8 protein-coding genes and 2 pseudogenes are annotated in these 15451 nt (G+C 42.8%); 2 read left to right on the top strand and 8 right to left on the bottom strand.

Annotation, left to right across the window (positions count from 1 at the left end):
• The first annotated feature begins 561 nt into the window (after positions 1-561).
• Positions 562-4020, top strand: coding sequence for a Calx-beta domain-containing protein (locus O9323_RS00535; protein ID WP_288124527.1), 3459 nt, complete (start codon positions 562-564; stop codon positions 4018-4020).
• Between the two features lie 186 nt (positions 4021-4206).
• Here the strand turns inward: O9323_RS00535 and O9323_RS00530 are convergent.
• Positions 4207-4320 (bottom strand): annotated as a pseudogene (locus O9323_RS00530) (zinc ribbon domain-containing protein); the annotation flags it as partial.
• A 636-nt stretch (positions 4321-4956) separates the two neighbouring features.
• Here O9323_RS00530 and O9323_RS00525 point away from each other — a divergent pair.
• Positions 4957-6939 (top strand): ATP-dependent nuclease, encoded by a 1983-nt coding sequence (locus O9323_RS00525; RefSeq protein ID WP_288124526.1) that lies wholly within the window; start codon positions 4957-4959, stop codon positions 6937-6939.
• A gap of 218 nt (positions 6940-7157) precedes the next feature.
• On the opposite strand, the gene O9323_RS00520 is transcribed toward O9323_RS00525, so the two are convergent.
• The 7 genes and pseudogenes from O9323_RS00520 to O9323_RS00490 all read right to left on the bottom strand — a co-directional run bounded on the left by O9323_RS00520 (position 7158) and on the right by O9323_RS00490 (position 15402).
• A complete protein-coding gene (locus O9323_RS00520; RefSeq protein WP_288124525.1) occupies positions 7158-8804 on the bottom strand; it encodes a DUF6930 domain-containing protein in 1647 nt (548 codons plus the stop codon).
• Positions 8805-8879: 75 nt separating this feature from the next.
• Positions 8880-10955: a caspase family protein gene (locus O9323_RS00515; protein ID WP_288124524.1), complete on the bottom strand. Its 2076-nt coding sequence runs from the start codon at positions 10953-10955 to the stop codon at positions 8880-8882.
• Positions 10952-12121 carry a sulfate adenylyltransferase gene (sat, locus tag O9323_RS00510; protein WP_130757378.1) on the bottom strand — a complete coding sequence of 390 codons (1170 nt, stop codon included), beginning with the start codon at positions 12119-12121 and terminating at the stop codon, positions 10952-10954. Before sat ends, O9323_RS00515 begins: the two co-directional genes overlap by 4 nt.
• A 59-nt stretch (positions 12122-12180) precedes the next feature.
• The gene (locus O9323_RS00505; RefSeq protein WP_288124523.1) at positions 12181-13278 is read right to left on the bottom strand and encodes an RRXRR domain-containing protein; all 1098 of its coding nucleotides are present in this window, start codon (positions 13276-13278) and stop codon (positions 12181-12183) included.
• Positions 13279-13617: 339 nt separating this feature from the next.
• A complete protein-coding gene (locus O9323_RS00500) occupies positions 13618-14028 on the bottom strand; it encodes a hypothetical protein (protein ID WP_002753270.1) in 411 nt (136 codons plus the stop codon).
• Positions 14029-14109, bottom strand: a pseudogene (locus tag O9323_RS00495) (calcium-binding protein); the annotation flags it as partial. It abuts the gene before it with no gap.
• 241 nt (positions 14110-14350) lie between these two features.
• Positions 14351-15402, bottom strand: a protein-coding gene (locus tag O9323_RS00490; RefSeq protein ID WP_502846415.1) for an ISKra4 family transposase whose coding sequence is annotated in 2 segments (ribosomal slippage) — positions 14351-15234 and positions 15234-15402 — 1053 coding nt in all. Because the reading frame shifts where the segments join, the coding sequence is not laid out codon by codon here.
• Positions 15403-15451: the final 49 nt, after the last annotated feature.

Raw genomic sequence — 15451 nt, 5'->3', positions numbered from 1 at the left:
CTTAAATGTTTCAGGATATACTCCACAAAAGCGTTTAAACTCTTCTGGATTCAAATTTTTTACTTTTTCGTAAGTCATGGTTTTTCTGAGTGTTTTACTTTATTGTACATAATCAGTTCCTATTTTTGCAGGAGGTCTAATAATTGATTTTTTCTGAGAAAAAAATTTACAATTCTTCACCTTGATAAAAATCCATCATTGTAGCTATAATCCTTACTGGTAAGGGGTGGTCAGCAATATATTAGTAAAAATTATCAATTGAATGTTAAGAAGTGCGGAAAGTGGGTATATAGAGGTTCTCACACCTGTGTGGTACGCTTAAACCTTTGCTAATTAAGCTTTTTAAGATTGATAATGTACCTCGTGCGAACAGGAAACGCTATAGTCCGATATTTAAATCCGATGTTAAAAATTATTTCCTCAAAAATTTATTTCCGCAAAAACTATCTACAATACTACACAGCCATGACTTTCATGGATCCAGGCGATCGCTAGTACCCGTCTCATAAGTCTTGAGCGATCAAATGTAAATGCAAACAAATAGTTGATGGAAAGGATGTTATGACTAATCTTCTTCAGACCACTCTCAACAAGACCTATAACCAACTGAAAAACTTTGCTGGTTTAAATGACTTCTGGAATTTGTTCGAAATAGCATTTGGTACACAATATGACCATACAGTAGCCACAAATCTCCGTTCTCAATGGCTTGTAGGTGATTTTAGTTCATTTCCGCAAATTGAAGTTCTTGATAGTAGCATTCTTGGTAACGCTAGTGGTGCTTATGGGACTAGCACGAATAAGATTTATCTCGCTGCTAATTTTCTCGATACAGCTACGGAGACAGACATTATTGCGGTTTTGTTAGAAGAATACGGGCATTTTATTGATGCTCATATCAATCAGACGGATAGCGCTGGTGATGAGGGAGACATTTTTTCTAACTTAGTGCGTGGTAATAGTCTCAGTGCTGGGACATTACAGGCTTTGAAAGGTGAGAATGACTGGGCAACAATTACTGTAGGTGGACAGAGTATTCAGATAGAGCAAGCGCTTGCACCAGGCGACTTAGTCTCTGCGTCGACTTACTTAATCAATCAAGATGTTAAGGATAATTTTTGGTATGAAAATGTCCAAACAATGCCTTCGGCGATTGGTGGTCCTGTTGCATTCAGGGCGCGGTTTAAAAACATTTTGTTACCTGGCGCTATTCCTAATAGCCCTTATGTTCCCATACCTACAAGTGCGCTAAATGGTCCAGCCGCACCCAATACAACATTGATTGATCCGCTAGATTCCACAGAAAAGGGACTACTTATCCATACCTCTACAAGTGGAATCGGAAGTGGGACTGGTTCAATTTATAGCAATATATGGGAACCCACGGATAACGCTAATTTATTCCTTGCTAATTCATTCGCAAACAACCTAGGAAATGCGACAAACACCCTAACAAGAGAACTACTTGCTGAGGATACATTCAAGGGATCAACTGTAAATTTAGGTTATTTATCCCGTTCTCCAGGTAGCTATATTAAAGCAACTTTAGTTTGGACAGGAGTTCCTGGCGGCGGTCTTAGCACGGATGCTAACTTAAATTTGACGTTACAGGGGAATAATAGTGGTTTAATTTACACTCCTAGTTTTTTACCACTCAATACTCCTAGCACTTTAGGTGGTGGTTGGGGTTTTAATGGAACAGATAATGTTGCTGGCGGTACTATTAACGCGGTTGATTACATCGAACAAATTTATATTCCAGCAGCTAGTTTAAATCCGTTGGACAGTGCTTACAAGGTTACGATTGGTGGAACGCTAGGTTCTGTATCCCCTATTACAGGTCAAGATTTTTCCATCTTTTTCAGTGTTACGGGTGTTGTCGGTAACGGTCATGGTTGGGGTGATGTACATCTGTCAACTTTTGATGGTAAACCCTATGAATTTCAAACAACTGGGGAGTTTATTCTTGTGAAATCCCTGATAGATGATTTTCAAGTGCAAACTCGCCAAGAAGCTTCACCTTATTGGATTGGTGCTTCAGTCAATACTGCTTTTGCTATAAATCTTGGTGGTTACAATATTAACTATGATATAGATTTAGCACAGGATCAAAGACTATCTATTGATGGACAAAGTTACAATTTATTGAGTGGTCAAACCCTTGATTTGGGTATCGGTCAGATAAAACGTCAAGGCTCTCAATATACCTTTACTTATGCTGGTCTAGATGGTATTATTAATACCAATGACGATGATCTAGTAACAGCTTTTGTCTATGAGGATACGATTAACACTAGTCGATATTATATTAATATTGATGTTAATCCTGCTGATTATCGTTTTGGTTTGTTGCAAGGACTTTTAGGTAATGGCGACGGTATTACTAGCAATGACTTTGCCTTGCGTGATGGTACTAACTTACAATTGAATCCTGGACAGTGGGAAAATAACCCTATCGTCCATACTACATTTGCTGATAGTTGGCGTGTTAGTCAAACAGAATCTCTCTTTCCTGCAACAACAAAACAAACTGCTGCTGCTTCTAGTTTTGCTTCAGACATTATTGATCCCAACCCTCCTTTTGATCCCGAAGCCTTAGCTGCTGCTTTTGATTTGGTTAATAAGGCAGGAGTTGCGGCAGGACAATTTCAAGTTGGTGCAGTAATAGATTATCTTCGTACTGGAGATCCAAGCTTTATCAAGTCGGCTAAACAGTTTGGTGACTTCGTACTTCAAGATGACAAGGGAGTAATCCAACTTGGAAGCATCCAAGGCAGTAAATGGAACGATGCTAATGCTAATGGTATCTGGGACGGAGGCGAACAAGCCCTAGCAGGTTGGACAATTTACATTGATAGCTTCACCAATGGACAATTAGATCCTTGGGAAATTTCCACAGTCACTAACGCTGATGGTCAATATACCTTCAGCAACTTAGGACCAGGAGAATATGCCATTCTGGAAGTGAATCAAACAGGCTGGATACAAACCTTCCCCACCACTCCCTATGCTCTAAACTTGAAAGCAGGGGAAAAATTGACTGGCATTAATTTTGGCAACTACTTTCAGTTACCCACGATTAATCTTAGTCCCAACAGTCAGACGATTGTTGAAGGTTTGACCACTCCTCAAAACGCCTCCTACACCGTCACTCTTTCCCAGGCAAGCAACCAAACCGTCAGCGTTAACTATGCTACTGCTAACGGTACAGCAACTGCGGGAGCGGATTACACCGCCACCATTGGAACTCTAACCTTTGCCCCTGGTGTTACTACTCAAGTCATCAATATTCCCATTCTCAATAATTCCCTTAATGAGGCGAATGAAATCTTTACTTTAGCTTTGTCTTCTCCTACTAATGCTATTCTTGGTGCGGTGACGGCAGCTACCACGACTATAACCGATACTCTCACAGCCGCTGTCACCACGACTTTAGCGGCAAATGTGGAAAACCTGACACTGACGGGAGCAGCCGCCATTAACGGTACTGGTAACGCAGGTAATAACGTGATCACGGGCAACACGGCCAATAACCTTCTCAACGGTGGTGGGGGCAATGATACCCTTAATGGTGGTGCCGGACTCGATACCTTGACGGGGGGAGCAGGAAACGATGTCTTCCTCTTCCAATTTTCCCAGTCTACTGTCGCTAACCCTGACCGGATCACTGATTTTGCGATCGGCTCCGACAAAATTGATTTGCTCAGTGCCGCAGGAGGTGTGCTGCCTGCCCCCGCTGCCTTTAGTCGTGCTGCCAATTCTGCCGCTGCCACTTTAACCAATGTCGTGAATGCTGTTTTTACCGATGCCAATGGTGCCTTAGCTGGAAACCAAGCACTTGGTATTAATGGCGCGGCCCTGGTCCAAGTAACCACTACTGGGATAGCCGGAAACTATATTATTGTCAATGATAATGTTGCTGGTTTCCAAAGTGCCAATGACTTACTGGTTAACGTTACAGGCATTACCGGCACATTACCCGCTCTCGGTAATATCACTGTTTCCAACTTCTTTGTTTAGTGGATTCCTGATGGGGTGACAAGAATATTCTCAAGCCAGCGTGTTAGGGATCGGGAATGGAGTCGCCTCCATCCCCGACCCTTCAGAACCGTGCATGAGACTTTCACCTCACACGGCTCCTAGTTTGATTGTCCCATTCTTAGGGATACAGCTTGTCTTAGGCACTTGGTTGACATACTCCCACCGTCAAGCTACGCTGTGACGGGGGATTCTTGACCTATCACTATCGGAAATTCCTTGTTCAACGAGACAACTTAGATTCTCAATGTCTCCACTGAAAACCCAGAGGCCGGACTCTCCCCCCCCCTTGCCCCCCGCCCCCCCCCGACATCGGAGGGACAAGGGGGGGTGGGAGATGCGAGTAGGATGCCTGCCACGAATAAAGAAAAATGCTATCAGCCAATTACTTTGAGAGTTAAGCAGTAAGCGTTGGGGTTGTTGGGTTTCGCTTTTTCAATCGAATTATAGCACTTTTCACGTTAGTGAGGTGTCGACAAGTTTTGCAAACAAAGGGTTTAAGCTCCTTGCCCATACCTCATTCTGATGAAAACTGCTATAGATTTAATTGGGCTAACCTACTTCCCAATTGTGTTAGCATCAGAGATAAGTATAAAACAGCCGGCTCTTCTAGGTTCTGTGTGATAAGTTTAACTTACATTATGATCGATCGATCTTTGTGTCCTTTGTGTCTTTGTGGTTCGTTCCACCCCCTCGCTAGGAGAAATGTATCTTAGAATACATTTTACCCACCAAAGCTGGGAGAGCCAACAGCCGAACGATTAAAGCGGGACTATTGGCTCTATATGGTGTTTAACTGTGGGACAATGTCGGAAGTTTATGTCATTCGAGATGCGGTTACGCCAGGACGGCAACCTGTTCAAGCATTGAACATTATCAGCTTGGACTAGAGGCAATTCTACGGCAGGATGAACGGGAATGAAGATCAGCAAAATTCAGATTAAAAATTTTAAGTCTTTTCAAAATGTTACCGTAGATTTAGATCCTGATTTTAATGTCTTTACTGGGGTTAATAATTCAGGAAAAACCAATTTGCTAGAGGCGATCGCCCTTTGGCATGAGTGTTTTAACTTCTTGTTATACCAAGCAATTCGTGCTAAACCTGAACGTTATCGAGCGGGGCATTATGTTTTTAAAGATACTCAGTATTTACTTTACACAGATGTAAAAACGGTTCGTAGTTCTAATATTGATGACTTATTTTATCAGTGCGATAAAAGTCAAAAAATTGAATTAATTTTTATCTTTCAAGACATATATTCTGAGCAAAGACCAAACCCATTATTAAAGATTGGTTTTTCAATTACAAATTCCCATGGCAACAGCTACAAGCTAGAATTTTTAAATCGTCAAGATTTTGATTTTTTTCAGTTTAACCAACTATTTCATAATTTTCCTAAAGCAATTGGCTGTTCTTTTGCTTCTCCTGTTGCAACGATTAGAGCAGACGAAAGATTTTTAACTACTCCGCAGGTACTAGAAGCAATTCAAAAGCGAGAATCGGTTGAAGTCATTCGTAATCGTCTATACACTCTTCATAGTGATCAAGCAGATCCTCAAGTGTATGAGAGATTTAAGCGCGATTTGTCGTATATTCTCTTTGATAGCCCTAGTGCAGAGGTTAGCTTTTTTACTTCTAGTGATTTTCGGGATGATGTCAAAGTTATTATTAATTACAAAATTGATAATCGTGATATAGAAAAAGATATTTCTTTACTGGGAAGTGGGACAATACAGATTATTGTAATTTTATTAAATTTATATTCTTTTGGGCAAAGAAATGATCTCAATTTGATTCTTTTTGATGAGCCTGATAGTCATATTCATCGTGACATACAGAGTCGGCTAATCAATACACTGCTTAGATTCTCTGAGACAACACAAATTTTTTTAACAACTCATAATGAAAGTTTAATTCGACAGGTTTCTTTACATCAATTATTTCATCTGGAAAATAGACCTCAATATAATTATAATGCTTTATCTCGACAAGAACTTCCCGTAGAGCCACGCTTTAAAGGAATTTATCCCTCTGCGCTAAATCCTATTATTAGTTCTTTAGGGAATAGTAATGGTTTAGATTTTATTAATGCCGTTGAAGCGGATAAAATCATTTTTGTTGAAGGTCAGGATGATGCAAAAGCAATTTATACGTTATTACAAAAAAATACTATTGGTATAAATACAAAAAAATATTCTTTCTGGGTGATGGGTGGAGTCTCTCAAATTTTTAAGGATTTACCTAGTTATAAAAAGATTTTTCAGTTAATTAAAAATCAGCAGAATTTATGGCAAAAATCTGTGTTAATTTTTGATAGAGATTTCTTAAATGACGACCATAAAAATCTAATTATAAATAATTTAAATAATCGGTTTAATTTGCCAACGTATATCCCAAGTGCATATACGTTTGAATCTATTTTATTTACAGATTTTGATAAATTAGGTAGGTTACTTTTTCTGTGGTTAAGTCACCAGCAAAATTCGATTTCAGTGGATGCCGTAAGTCTTGCTCAAGGTCTTAAACAAGCCTATCTGAACTATATGAATCCCAAATTACAGCAATTACTCAATGATGATGAGGCATTTGAACAAATCATCTATCAATGTGGCTCTGTTCGGGATAAGCTCAAAAGTGATGATATGTTGGGTACAAATGATAGGTCAATTCCAGAAAATGATGTTCAATTATCAACTGCTTATCGCAACTATTTCAATCAAATTTTGAATACACGGGATTTTTACAAGTATGCCAAAAAAGATGACGTTCAAGCAATTATCAATCAGGTGATCAGCCCTCATAATATAGCGTTTAATATTGAGCAGGATTTTATTGCTTTATTAGAATGCGTTGATCGCTCAACTTGGTTTGAGGAGTGGGATTTTTTAACGAGATTGTAGAATTTTAACTATGACGACCTACCCTAAACGCCTGATCGAAGTTGACCTACCCATTAAGGGAATTTCTGCCCATGCGCGGCGGTAAAAATCGATTCGTCATGGGCATATTTCTACACTTCATAGCGCAGCTTGACGGTGGGAGTATGTCAATGAATTTGCCAAGCAAACTGATTACTGATTACTGATCACTGAAAAAGAGCCGCCGCTGCCGGTTCAAATTAACCAAAGTGAGGCATAAGAGTCAAAACTCCCAAGTCTAAATCTTTACTATCGATCGATTTTGCCTCATAGAGGGCTAACATATCGTTTAATTGGGGATTACCGCAGGAGGAACCGGTTACGCCCATGGCAATAATCAAACCACAATAACCCTCGGTATTTTTGATGCGTTTTTGCCAATTGCGGCGAGCGTTACGGTGGTCGGGGTCATCTTGCTCGAATTCCCCAAATAGATAAAGATCACCGTTAGCCATTTTCAGAATCCCCAGATCATAACGGGTATCTTCTAAGGGATCTTCGCCGGGGTTAAAACCAATGGCCGCCAAACCGCCAGCTTGTTCGATTTTTTCGATAATTTCCTTGGCTTTTGGTCGGGAGGTCTGGATCATGACCACGGGGAAACCCTCCCCTTTTGTGGGTACGGATTGGGGTTGATAATGGATTTTCGGACGACTGCGAATTTTATCTAATAATTGCCAGGGAACCATTCCCAGACTGAGATGTGCATTATCAGGGACTAGATTTTCCTTGAGTACGGATTCTTCCTCATCATCCTCATCATCCTCATCGTCGTCCTCCTCCTCTAAGAGTTGCATAAATTCCGCACATAGATCGGGCATCGTGGCCACCGTCACGGCCACGGTTTCTCCTTTTGCTTGTTCGGGATCGAGGGGAATGCGAAAACGACGCTGTAATTCTCCGATCGGTTCTTCGGATAAAGCGGATTGATTGCCTTTAAAAAAGCGCAACAGAGCTATTAAAGCCAAATATACCGTGATTGCTTCTTCTTCATCCAAGTAGGGGCGAATACCTTCGTAGGGATGCACGCTGCCGAAAACTGGATGGATTTGGGAGGGGGCAGCCGAGGCTAGATCGTAGTCATCCTCATCATCGTCCTCATCATCATCGGCCAATTCGTAGCTTAAAAACCAGCAATCTTGGGAAAGAAAGGCTTTTTCTAATCTTTCCATCGATTTTTCTTCTAAAGCGGCCTGCCGGAATTGTTTGAGGGATGCTAGGGAACGATAGAGAATGATTCCGTATTCCCGACCGAGCATTCCCATGACACAGGCGTAAAGATGCGGGAAATCGGGGCGATCAATCTTAATTTCCAAGATATCGTAATCAGCTAAACAGGACCAGGGTTCAGCTTTCCAAATTTCGTGAGCAGTTTTCACTAAAGCGGACTGCCAAGCGGGGGGAATTGCTGGGGGGCGGTTATTTTGGAATTCCTCGAACCCACGAAAGAGATCATCGATCAGGGGCAAACTGGGAACATAATCGATGGTGATATCGAGATCTTGTAGTACCCCACGCAGAAAAAACTGTGTTTCTCGATCACGGACGATAATTTTTTTCGGTCTCGCTGGCCGGGCGGGACTTTGCGGTGTTTCGATGGCGCGGATTAAGGTTCTCACCATGGCCTCTGGTCCGGTTTCGGGGGAAACTACTTCCATAGCGCGTACACAGCCCTCGCTGCCGTCCACCCAGATCACGCACTCGCCACCGCTTTCTTGATTTGGTTCTAGGGTGGCCCGGGGCATTCTCTCGGATAAGGATAAAGCACGACGATCTCCTTCCCAAACGCTGGGAATTTGTGGGATTTTTTTGAGGCGGCTTTGGGTCGTCCGGGGCAGAAGATTCATCGGGAAATTTAGGGGTAGCTGTGTTAGGATTTTAACCTTTTCTTTTCAAGGATTCCATAGAATCATTCTATCGATTTAGTCGATAACTTGATAAATAAACCGGAAACCTGACCAAGTTCCCAGATCAAAGGCGTATTCATCAATTACACTGCCAGAATTATCCATTTTTAAGCCTGAATCTAATTTTAGATCGCGACCGAATGCTCTGGCTATTTCTAGGGGGTTAGTCAGGGTGAGCAGTTGGCTGGCTTCTCCTTTGAAGCTTTGAGTGGCATTGAGAAGGGTCAAGGTGTTCGGGAAAGGATGGCGACTGAGGATCAGTATATTCTCTCTGATGCCCTTGGGTTGACTAATTTTCCAATGCCCTTGGCCGGAATTGGGGATGGTGGCTTTGGTTTTGGCCGCCACGACAAAGGGGGCTAATGGGCTAGAATTGCTGAAATTATCGGGGTTTTCCGGACGGGAACAGTATAAAAGCGGTTGGCAATCGCTGTTAAGGACAAGGATCAGCGCGTAGAGGGGTTGTTCTTCTTGATTCTCAATTTGATAGCGAATTTCCGTCCCGACGGGCAGAATTAAGTCATTTTTAGCGGTATTAGTCCCCCTGCTACCCGGTATTTTTTGGGTTTGTACCGTCGAGATATAGGTTTGATCGAGGCTTTCCAGGGTGACAATGACGGCTAAACCGGAGGATTCTTGATTGATCAACAAGTGCCACAATTTGCAGGCCAGCAGAGTTTCTAGTTGGGATTGCAGTCGTTTGATTCCTGATTTAATTGCTTCGTTGGCCGCCCCTAAACTACCGATAATTAGGGAGCCATTGGCAGATAATAACTGATAATTGCCAGTTTCTTCGCTACCAACTCGACTTAAGAGACAATCTACCGTTTGTTCACCAATGTTAACCACAGCGGCCACATCGGGCAAACTGGCAAAGGTACTGGTGGCATCTACCCGTTCAATCCGGGTTAAGTTACTATCCAAACCGACGATTAAACCGATTTGACTGGGAAAAACCCGCAATTTTTCCTGTAGAATCTGTCCTATTTCTAGGGAAGCAGCGGCGGATAATAATTGCGCTTTCGCTTTTAAACCCTGACGGGAGAGAATTTGTAGGCTGATTTCCTCCCCAGTCGCGTCAATAAAGCTTAAACAGGAGTTAATCCCGTAATTTTCTAGGATTTCTAAGGGCAGGCCGACCAGATTGACTTCTAGGGTGCGTTCATCAATAAGATTTGTAACAATTGCTGCGCCCCCCCTTGACGTTTCTGACGTTGTATGATAGGGCGGCGCAGAATTATTTTTTTGATTACTGGTTAGGATTGCCGGCTGCTGTTGTTCACTGCTGTGACTAGCGACGAGATTACGGAGATGGGGAAAAGCGATCGCAATTGTCGGACTGGGGCAAGCTTGCCAGAGATACTGGGTGAGATCATAGGTGAATAAGCCAGCATTGGGGCTATTACCGCTCAATTCCAGGGCGATTTGCTCCGGTTTAGCGGCAGCGAGAATAATGCCGTTACTAGGCTTATTTTTGAGGTTAAAACGGGTTTTAATATCGGTAGCGAAAGTTAATTCGGCGGGGTTAAGATCAGTAAGGGTTTCGGGATAGGAACGAACGCGAAGATTACCGAGATAGGGCTGAGGTTGGGGAAGATGGCTACTATCAAAAACCAAGCTAAACTTATCCGTAGCTAGACAGCGAGCCATCAGCAGGATATTTTCCTTAAGTAAAGCATTTTCTGCCCCATCAGCAGTAATAAAAACCTCTTTTGCTGCCCCAAGACTGCCATAACCGCTAAAGTGAAAAATGACCACATCCCCCAACCTGGCTTGGGCGATCAGGTGTTCTAAAAAAGCCGATTTGATCGCTTCTCCACTGGCTTTTTGTCCCGTTAAAGTCACTATATCAGCATCCTGAAAACCAAAACGATAACGGAGAAGGTCTTTTTGTAACTCTACATCGGTAAGACAGCCGGGCAGCGGCGGAATATTCGCCCCATACTGGTCAATACCGACTAAAAGAGCCAATTTTCGGGGATTAGGGGCGGCGAGAGCAGCCAAATGACGGTTAACTGTCCCTTGACTAATCGCCAAAGTCAGCAACCCCCAACCTGTCTGCTGGACAAATTCTCGCCTAGTTATGTTCATGATCCTTGCATAGCCCGGATTAATTCGGCAGCCACTTCTGGACGGGAGAATTCTGGAGGTGGTAATTCTCCTTTACGCAGCAGTTCCCGGACTTTCGTTCCCGAAAGATGTATTCTTTCTTCCGGTAAACTGGGGCTAGTTTTGGTGGTTGCCATTCCCGAAGTGCGGGTACAGTAGAAAGCGTGTTCAAACTTCATCGGCACGATTCCCAATTCCCCCGGCTCGAACTCATCAAAGATATACTGAGCATCGTAGGTTCCGTAGTAGTCACCGACTCCGGCATGGTCACGACCGACGATAAAATGGGTACAACCGTAGTTTTTACGGATAATAGCGTGGAAAATTGCTTCCCGGGGGCCGGCATAACGCATAGCTGAGGGGTTGATAGCTAGAATAACGCGATCTTGGGGAAAGTATTTATCCATCATGATCTCATAGCAACGCATCCGCACATCGGCCGGCACATCATCGCTTTTGGTAGCGCCGACAAGAGGATGCAAGAATAAACCATCTACCACTTCTAGGGCGCATTTTTGAATATATTCGTGGGCCCGGTGGATGGGATTACGGGTTTGGAAACCGACAATGGTTTTCCAAGCTTTTTCGTGGAACATTTTGCGCGATTGCAGAGGATCGATCTGATATTTGGGAAACTGGGGATGAGGATCGCGCTGAAGTAACCATATTGGACCTGCGAGGTTAATTTCTCCCTGTTCGTAGAGGACTTTTACCCCGGGGTGTTTATGATCGTCGGTACGATAGACGTTAACTGCTTCGTGGGCTTTATTATAACGGTATTTTTGGGTTAGTTCTAGGACTCCGACAAAGTTGCCTTCGCTGTCATCTAAACGAATCCAGTTGCCTTCTTTAAGGGGATCCGCCACTGCTTCGCTAACGGAAAGAGTCACGGGAATTGCCCAGGGTAAACCATTGATTAGACGCATATCATCGACGACTTTTTCGTAGTCGTCCTGTTCCATAAAGCCTTTGAGGGGACTGAAACCACCAATAGCAATCATAACTAAATCCGAGAGCGATCGTTCATCGAGGGAAACTCGCGGTAGTTTTTCAGCTAGGGCCAGAAATTCAGCTTTTTCGGCAGCGGTAGCAATACGATTAATTAATTGCCCACCGTGGGGCGCGATTCCTTCGGTCAGTACAGTCATCGAAAAATTGGGTCTGAAATCCCGCCCTTTAGCGATAGCGGAGGGCGGCTTTATACAAGTTAGTGAGAAACAATTAAACCGTTAGAACGACGAATTAACTGAATCTTGCTAACAGCTATCTGTCCCAATCGTTGACCATTGGTATCGCTTACAGATAGCTGTTTTTCGGTATCTCCACTAACATAACCAATCCCTTTGGGAGAAGAAACTAAATCTCCTTTACGGAACCCGTGTCTTGTGGTAGAGCCACCATATTTACGTCGTTTACCACCTTTAGAAAAAACCATCAGGTGAAGTTGACGACGACTAACAGGAGGACGTTTGATGACAGCAAAGGGAGCGTTTGTTACTTTAACAGAACCCTTCCAATCATATCCATGTCCATTATAATTGTGGAATGGCAAATAATCTAAAAATTGAAAACAGGCAAGAGCAATTCCATCGTTAGCATGACTTTCGGGTGATTGTTCTGCTTTATTTTTAGACTTTTCTAGTCGCAAATATTTTCTGAGATTAGAGGTTTGCCAACCAAAGCGAGTATGGACTGTTGCCAATTGAGACAGTTGCTCAATAGCCCATTTCTGTCCGACCATAACCGGCGAGAAACCTTTTCCAGACTTAGCCCCTTTTCTACCAGAAGTTAAATCAACATCGGCTTTGATGTACTCAAAATAAATATCGGTAATTGGATAGATTTTGGTTAGTTCGGAAACGACTCGAAGTTCAAGTTGACGATTAGCTCTGATTGAGGGAGCTAATTTTCCTTGTTTTCTATTTGAAAATCGTTTTTGTCGATGCGCTCTTAGATTAAAAGAAAGTTGGCGGTTAATCCGTCTTCCTCTACGTCCTTTTCGCATTAACCGTCTATTGTCCAGGCGCTCTCTTACTCGTTTAAAAGGAAGTTCTAAGTGAGCCTTCCAAAGAGTAAAAAGAGAGGATTGAACGCCAATTCCAGAGAATAATTTACCCGGGTCAATACCAATGGCAATCGGTTGGGTTTTGTTATCGGAAGGTTCATCGGTTAGCTGGACATAGAAAATATCTAAGTCGTTGAATTTGCCGATAGCTTTTCCTTCCTTAATCCACCGTCTGGCCCGACTGGGTTTGGTGGGCATTAACGGTTTTCCGTCTTTTGAGATAACAGGAACTCTTTCCATGGAGATAATCCTTAAGAGTAAAGTTAAAGTCCCTTTCCGCAACACAATCAAGATGTCTTGTCTAACAACGCTTTACCAATAAAGCTTAGAGGGAATCCGAACTAGGGAAGCATTCGGAGGTCTGTACCAGATTGTGTCTCGATGCGGTAGTCTCTACTTGCGTCGCCTAAATTGGTCTAGGCAAGCCCCGTCGCTTTTAGGGCGGGGTTAGTGACAAAAATTTCTTTACATTGTCACGGTTGATCCTATCAGAAGTTGGCTAAAGCTCTATGGGATTCCAATAAAAAGGCTTGTACTGAAACAGTACAAGCTCTTACCTTAGATTGAAAAATTTAGATATTAGGCAATTACACTGAAGTTGCTTTGGTTGACTGTAGCCAGATTGGTAGAGGTAGAACTTAAGGTGGCCAGAAGGTTAGCACCTGTACCGAATAGGGCGGTATTAAGAGCATTACTGGTGTACCATACGTCCACCCCTGCAGCCGTGCCAACACTCAAAATTGCTGCATTAGAGGCGGTCCCAGCAGAAAACGCGGCACTGGCGGCAGCAACCAGGGAGTTACCTTCACCGTAGCGACTAGCGGAGAGGCTACCGCGAGATAATCCCGCAAAACCAGAAGATTTTAAGTGAATTCGATCAACAGAGATGAAATCAGTAATCAAATCTACTCCTTCAAAACGAGAATTGTAGATGAAAGTGTTAGTAGCCCCTGTTTCTCCAGTGAGAGTATCGTTCCCAGCACCACCCACAAGAGTATCGTTACCGCCACCAGCTCTGATCAGATCATTACCGCTACTACCGTTGAGAATGTTGGCTTGAAAATCGCCAATAATCGTATCATTGCCGCTAGTCCCGATGACATCATCGAAATTGAGAAAAGTCCGATTTATGGTAGGAAACGGACCAAAAACAGAAGCCCCACCAGTGGAGAGATTGATATACTTTGCACGGCTGCAACTTGCATTTTTTACTCAAGGACAACGCCAATTCAAAAATGAAACGCATCAACCTCAAGAGTTGACAAAGAAAGGCTCATCGGGAGCATCCCAGTTTTGCAATGAGTAAAAATACTCAGGTAATATCGCCGTTGAGATAAGCACAACGTAGCTTCAAATACTGAGGAACATTCTCTGCTTTCCATTGTGCTCCCACAATTTTCATTCTTGCACCTATTTGCTTAATCTTTGACTCTACACTTCCAGAACCGATGCAAATCCCTTGTGATTGATAGAGTTCGTAATTGGGTATTCTTTCTCGATGTTTATCGACATATTTGGTGAAATTTATAGCCTGTTTCTTTTTGCATCCCTCTAATTCCTCTAAAACTCTTTTCACCTCTCCTTTCCATAAATTCTCTTTGATTCTATTCAGACGCTGGTTTGACCCGCCTATTTTATTCATATTCTCTACTAAATGATACCAATCCAATATTTCTCTCCTTTTAACACCGATTTTCTCCATCAGATTCCACACCCCATCATGACCATCTCCTAAACAGGTGACTACCTCTGTTAAGGGCTGACGGTTCACCCATTCCAGTAATTCTTCATTTTGCTGAAAAAATCCCGCACATTCTTGACCATGCAGACTTACTGCTTTGTAATCTCGACCTTGACTCGGTTGTCCTTTGGGCGTTCTGATTCTGACTTTTCCTCCATCTACACTCAATGCTTCTACCGGACTCTTTGCTTCTGCTTCCTCAAATTTATATCTTTGTACAAGCCTCTGTTGACTACTGCCTGAAACTGCCATTCCTGTCGCCATTTTGATATCTTTTTCCGCATCTTCAAAAGAGACTTTAGCCACTGCTCCTAAGCAACATTTCTCCAGCATGGGACTTAATCGATTATTCTTGCTTAATCCTAGTTTATCGGCTTGTTTCTCGCTTATCTTGACTTTCCCTATGATACTGCTTACGCTTTTGGTTCGCCCTGCTTGGGTTCCTGTTGCTGATTCAAAAAAAAATTGCCTATGGCAGGACCCAATGTAGTCAGCCAATGGTCTCGCAGGGCGGTTTCAATGCCCTCAAAGCTACGTAGTTGTTCTTCTGGGGTATTATCGACTAGAATTTGAGCAATGGCTTTTAAATGTTGATCTAGTTGTTCTTTTTGGTCTGTATTCATGATTCTACCGTTTAATTGTTTCTCTTTATTTTGCCTTAGCTAACGTTTT

Origin of the sequence: Microcystis sp. LE19-131.1A, assembly GCF_027532015.1 — a bacterium.
Lineage (GTDB): Bacteria > Cyanobacteriota > Cyanobacteriia > Cyanobacteriales > Microcystaceae > Microcystis > Microcystis ichthyoblabe_A.
This window is presented reverse-complemented; position numbering and strand designations above follow the sequence as displayed.

Coding starts and splice junctions, on each gene's coding strand:
- O9323_RS00515 (WP_288124524.1), bottom strand. CDS start 10,955: ATGAACATAACTAGGCGAGAATTTGTCCAGCAGACAGGTTGGGGGTTG.
- O9323_RS00520 (WP_288124525.1), bottom strand. CDS start 8,804: ATGAATCTTCTGCCCCGGACGACCCAAAGCCGCCTCAAAAAAATCCCA.
- O9323_RS00525 (WP_288124526.1), top strand. CDS start 4,957: ATGAAGATCAGCAAAATTCAGATTAAAAATTTTAAGTCTTTTCAAAAT.
- O9323_RS00535 (WP_288124527.1), top strand. CDS start 562: ATGACTAATCTTCTTCAGACCACTCTCAACAAGACCTATAACCAACTG.
- sat (WP_130757378.1), bottom strand. CDS start 12,121: ATGACTGTACTGACCGAAGGAATCGCGCCCCACGGTGGGCAATTAATT.
- O9323_RS00505 (WP_288124523.1), bottom strand. CDS start 13,278: ATGGAAAGAGTTCCTGTTATCTCAAAAGACGGAAAACCGTTAATGCCC.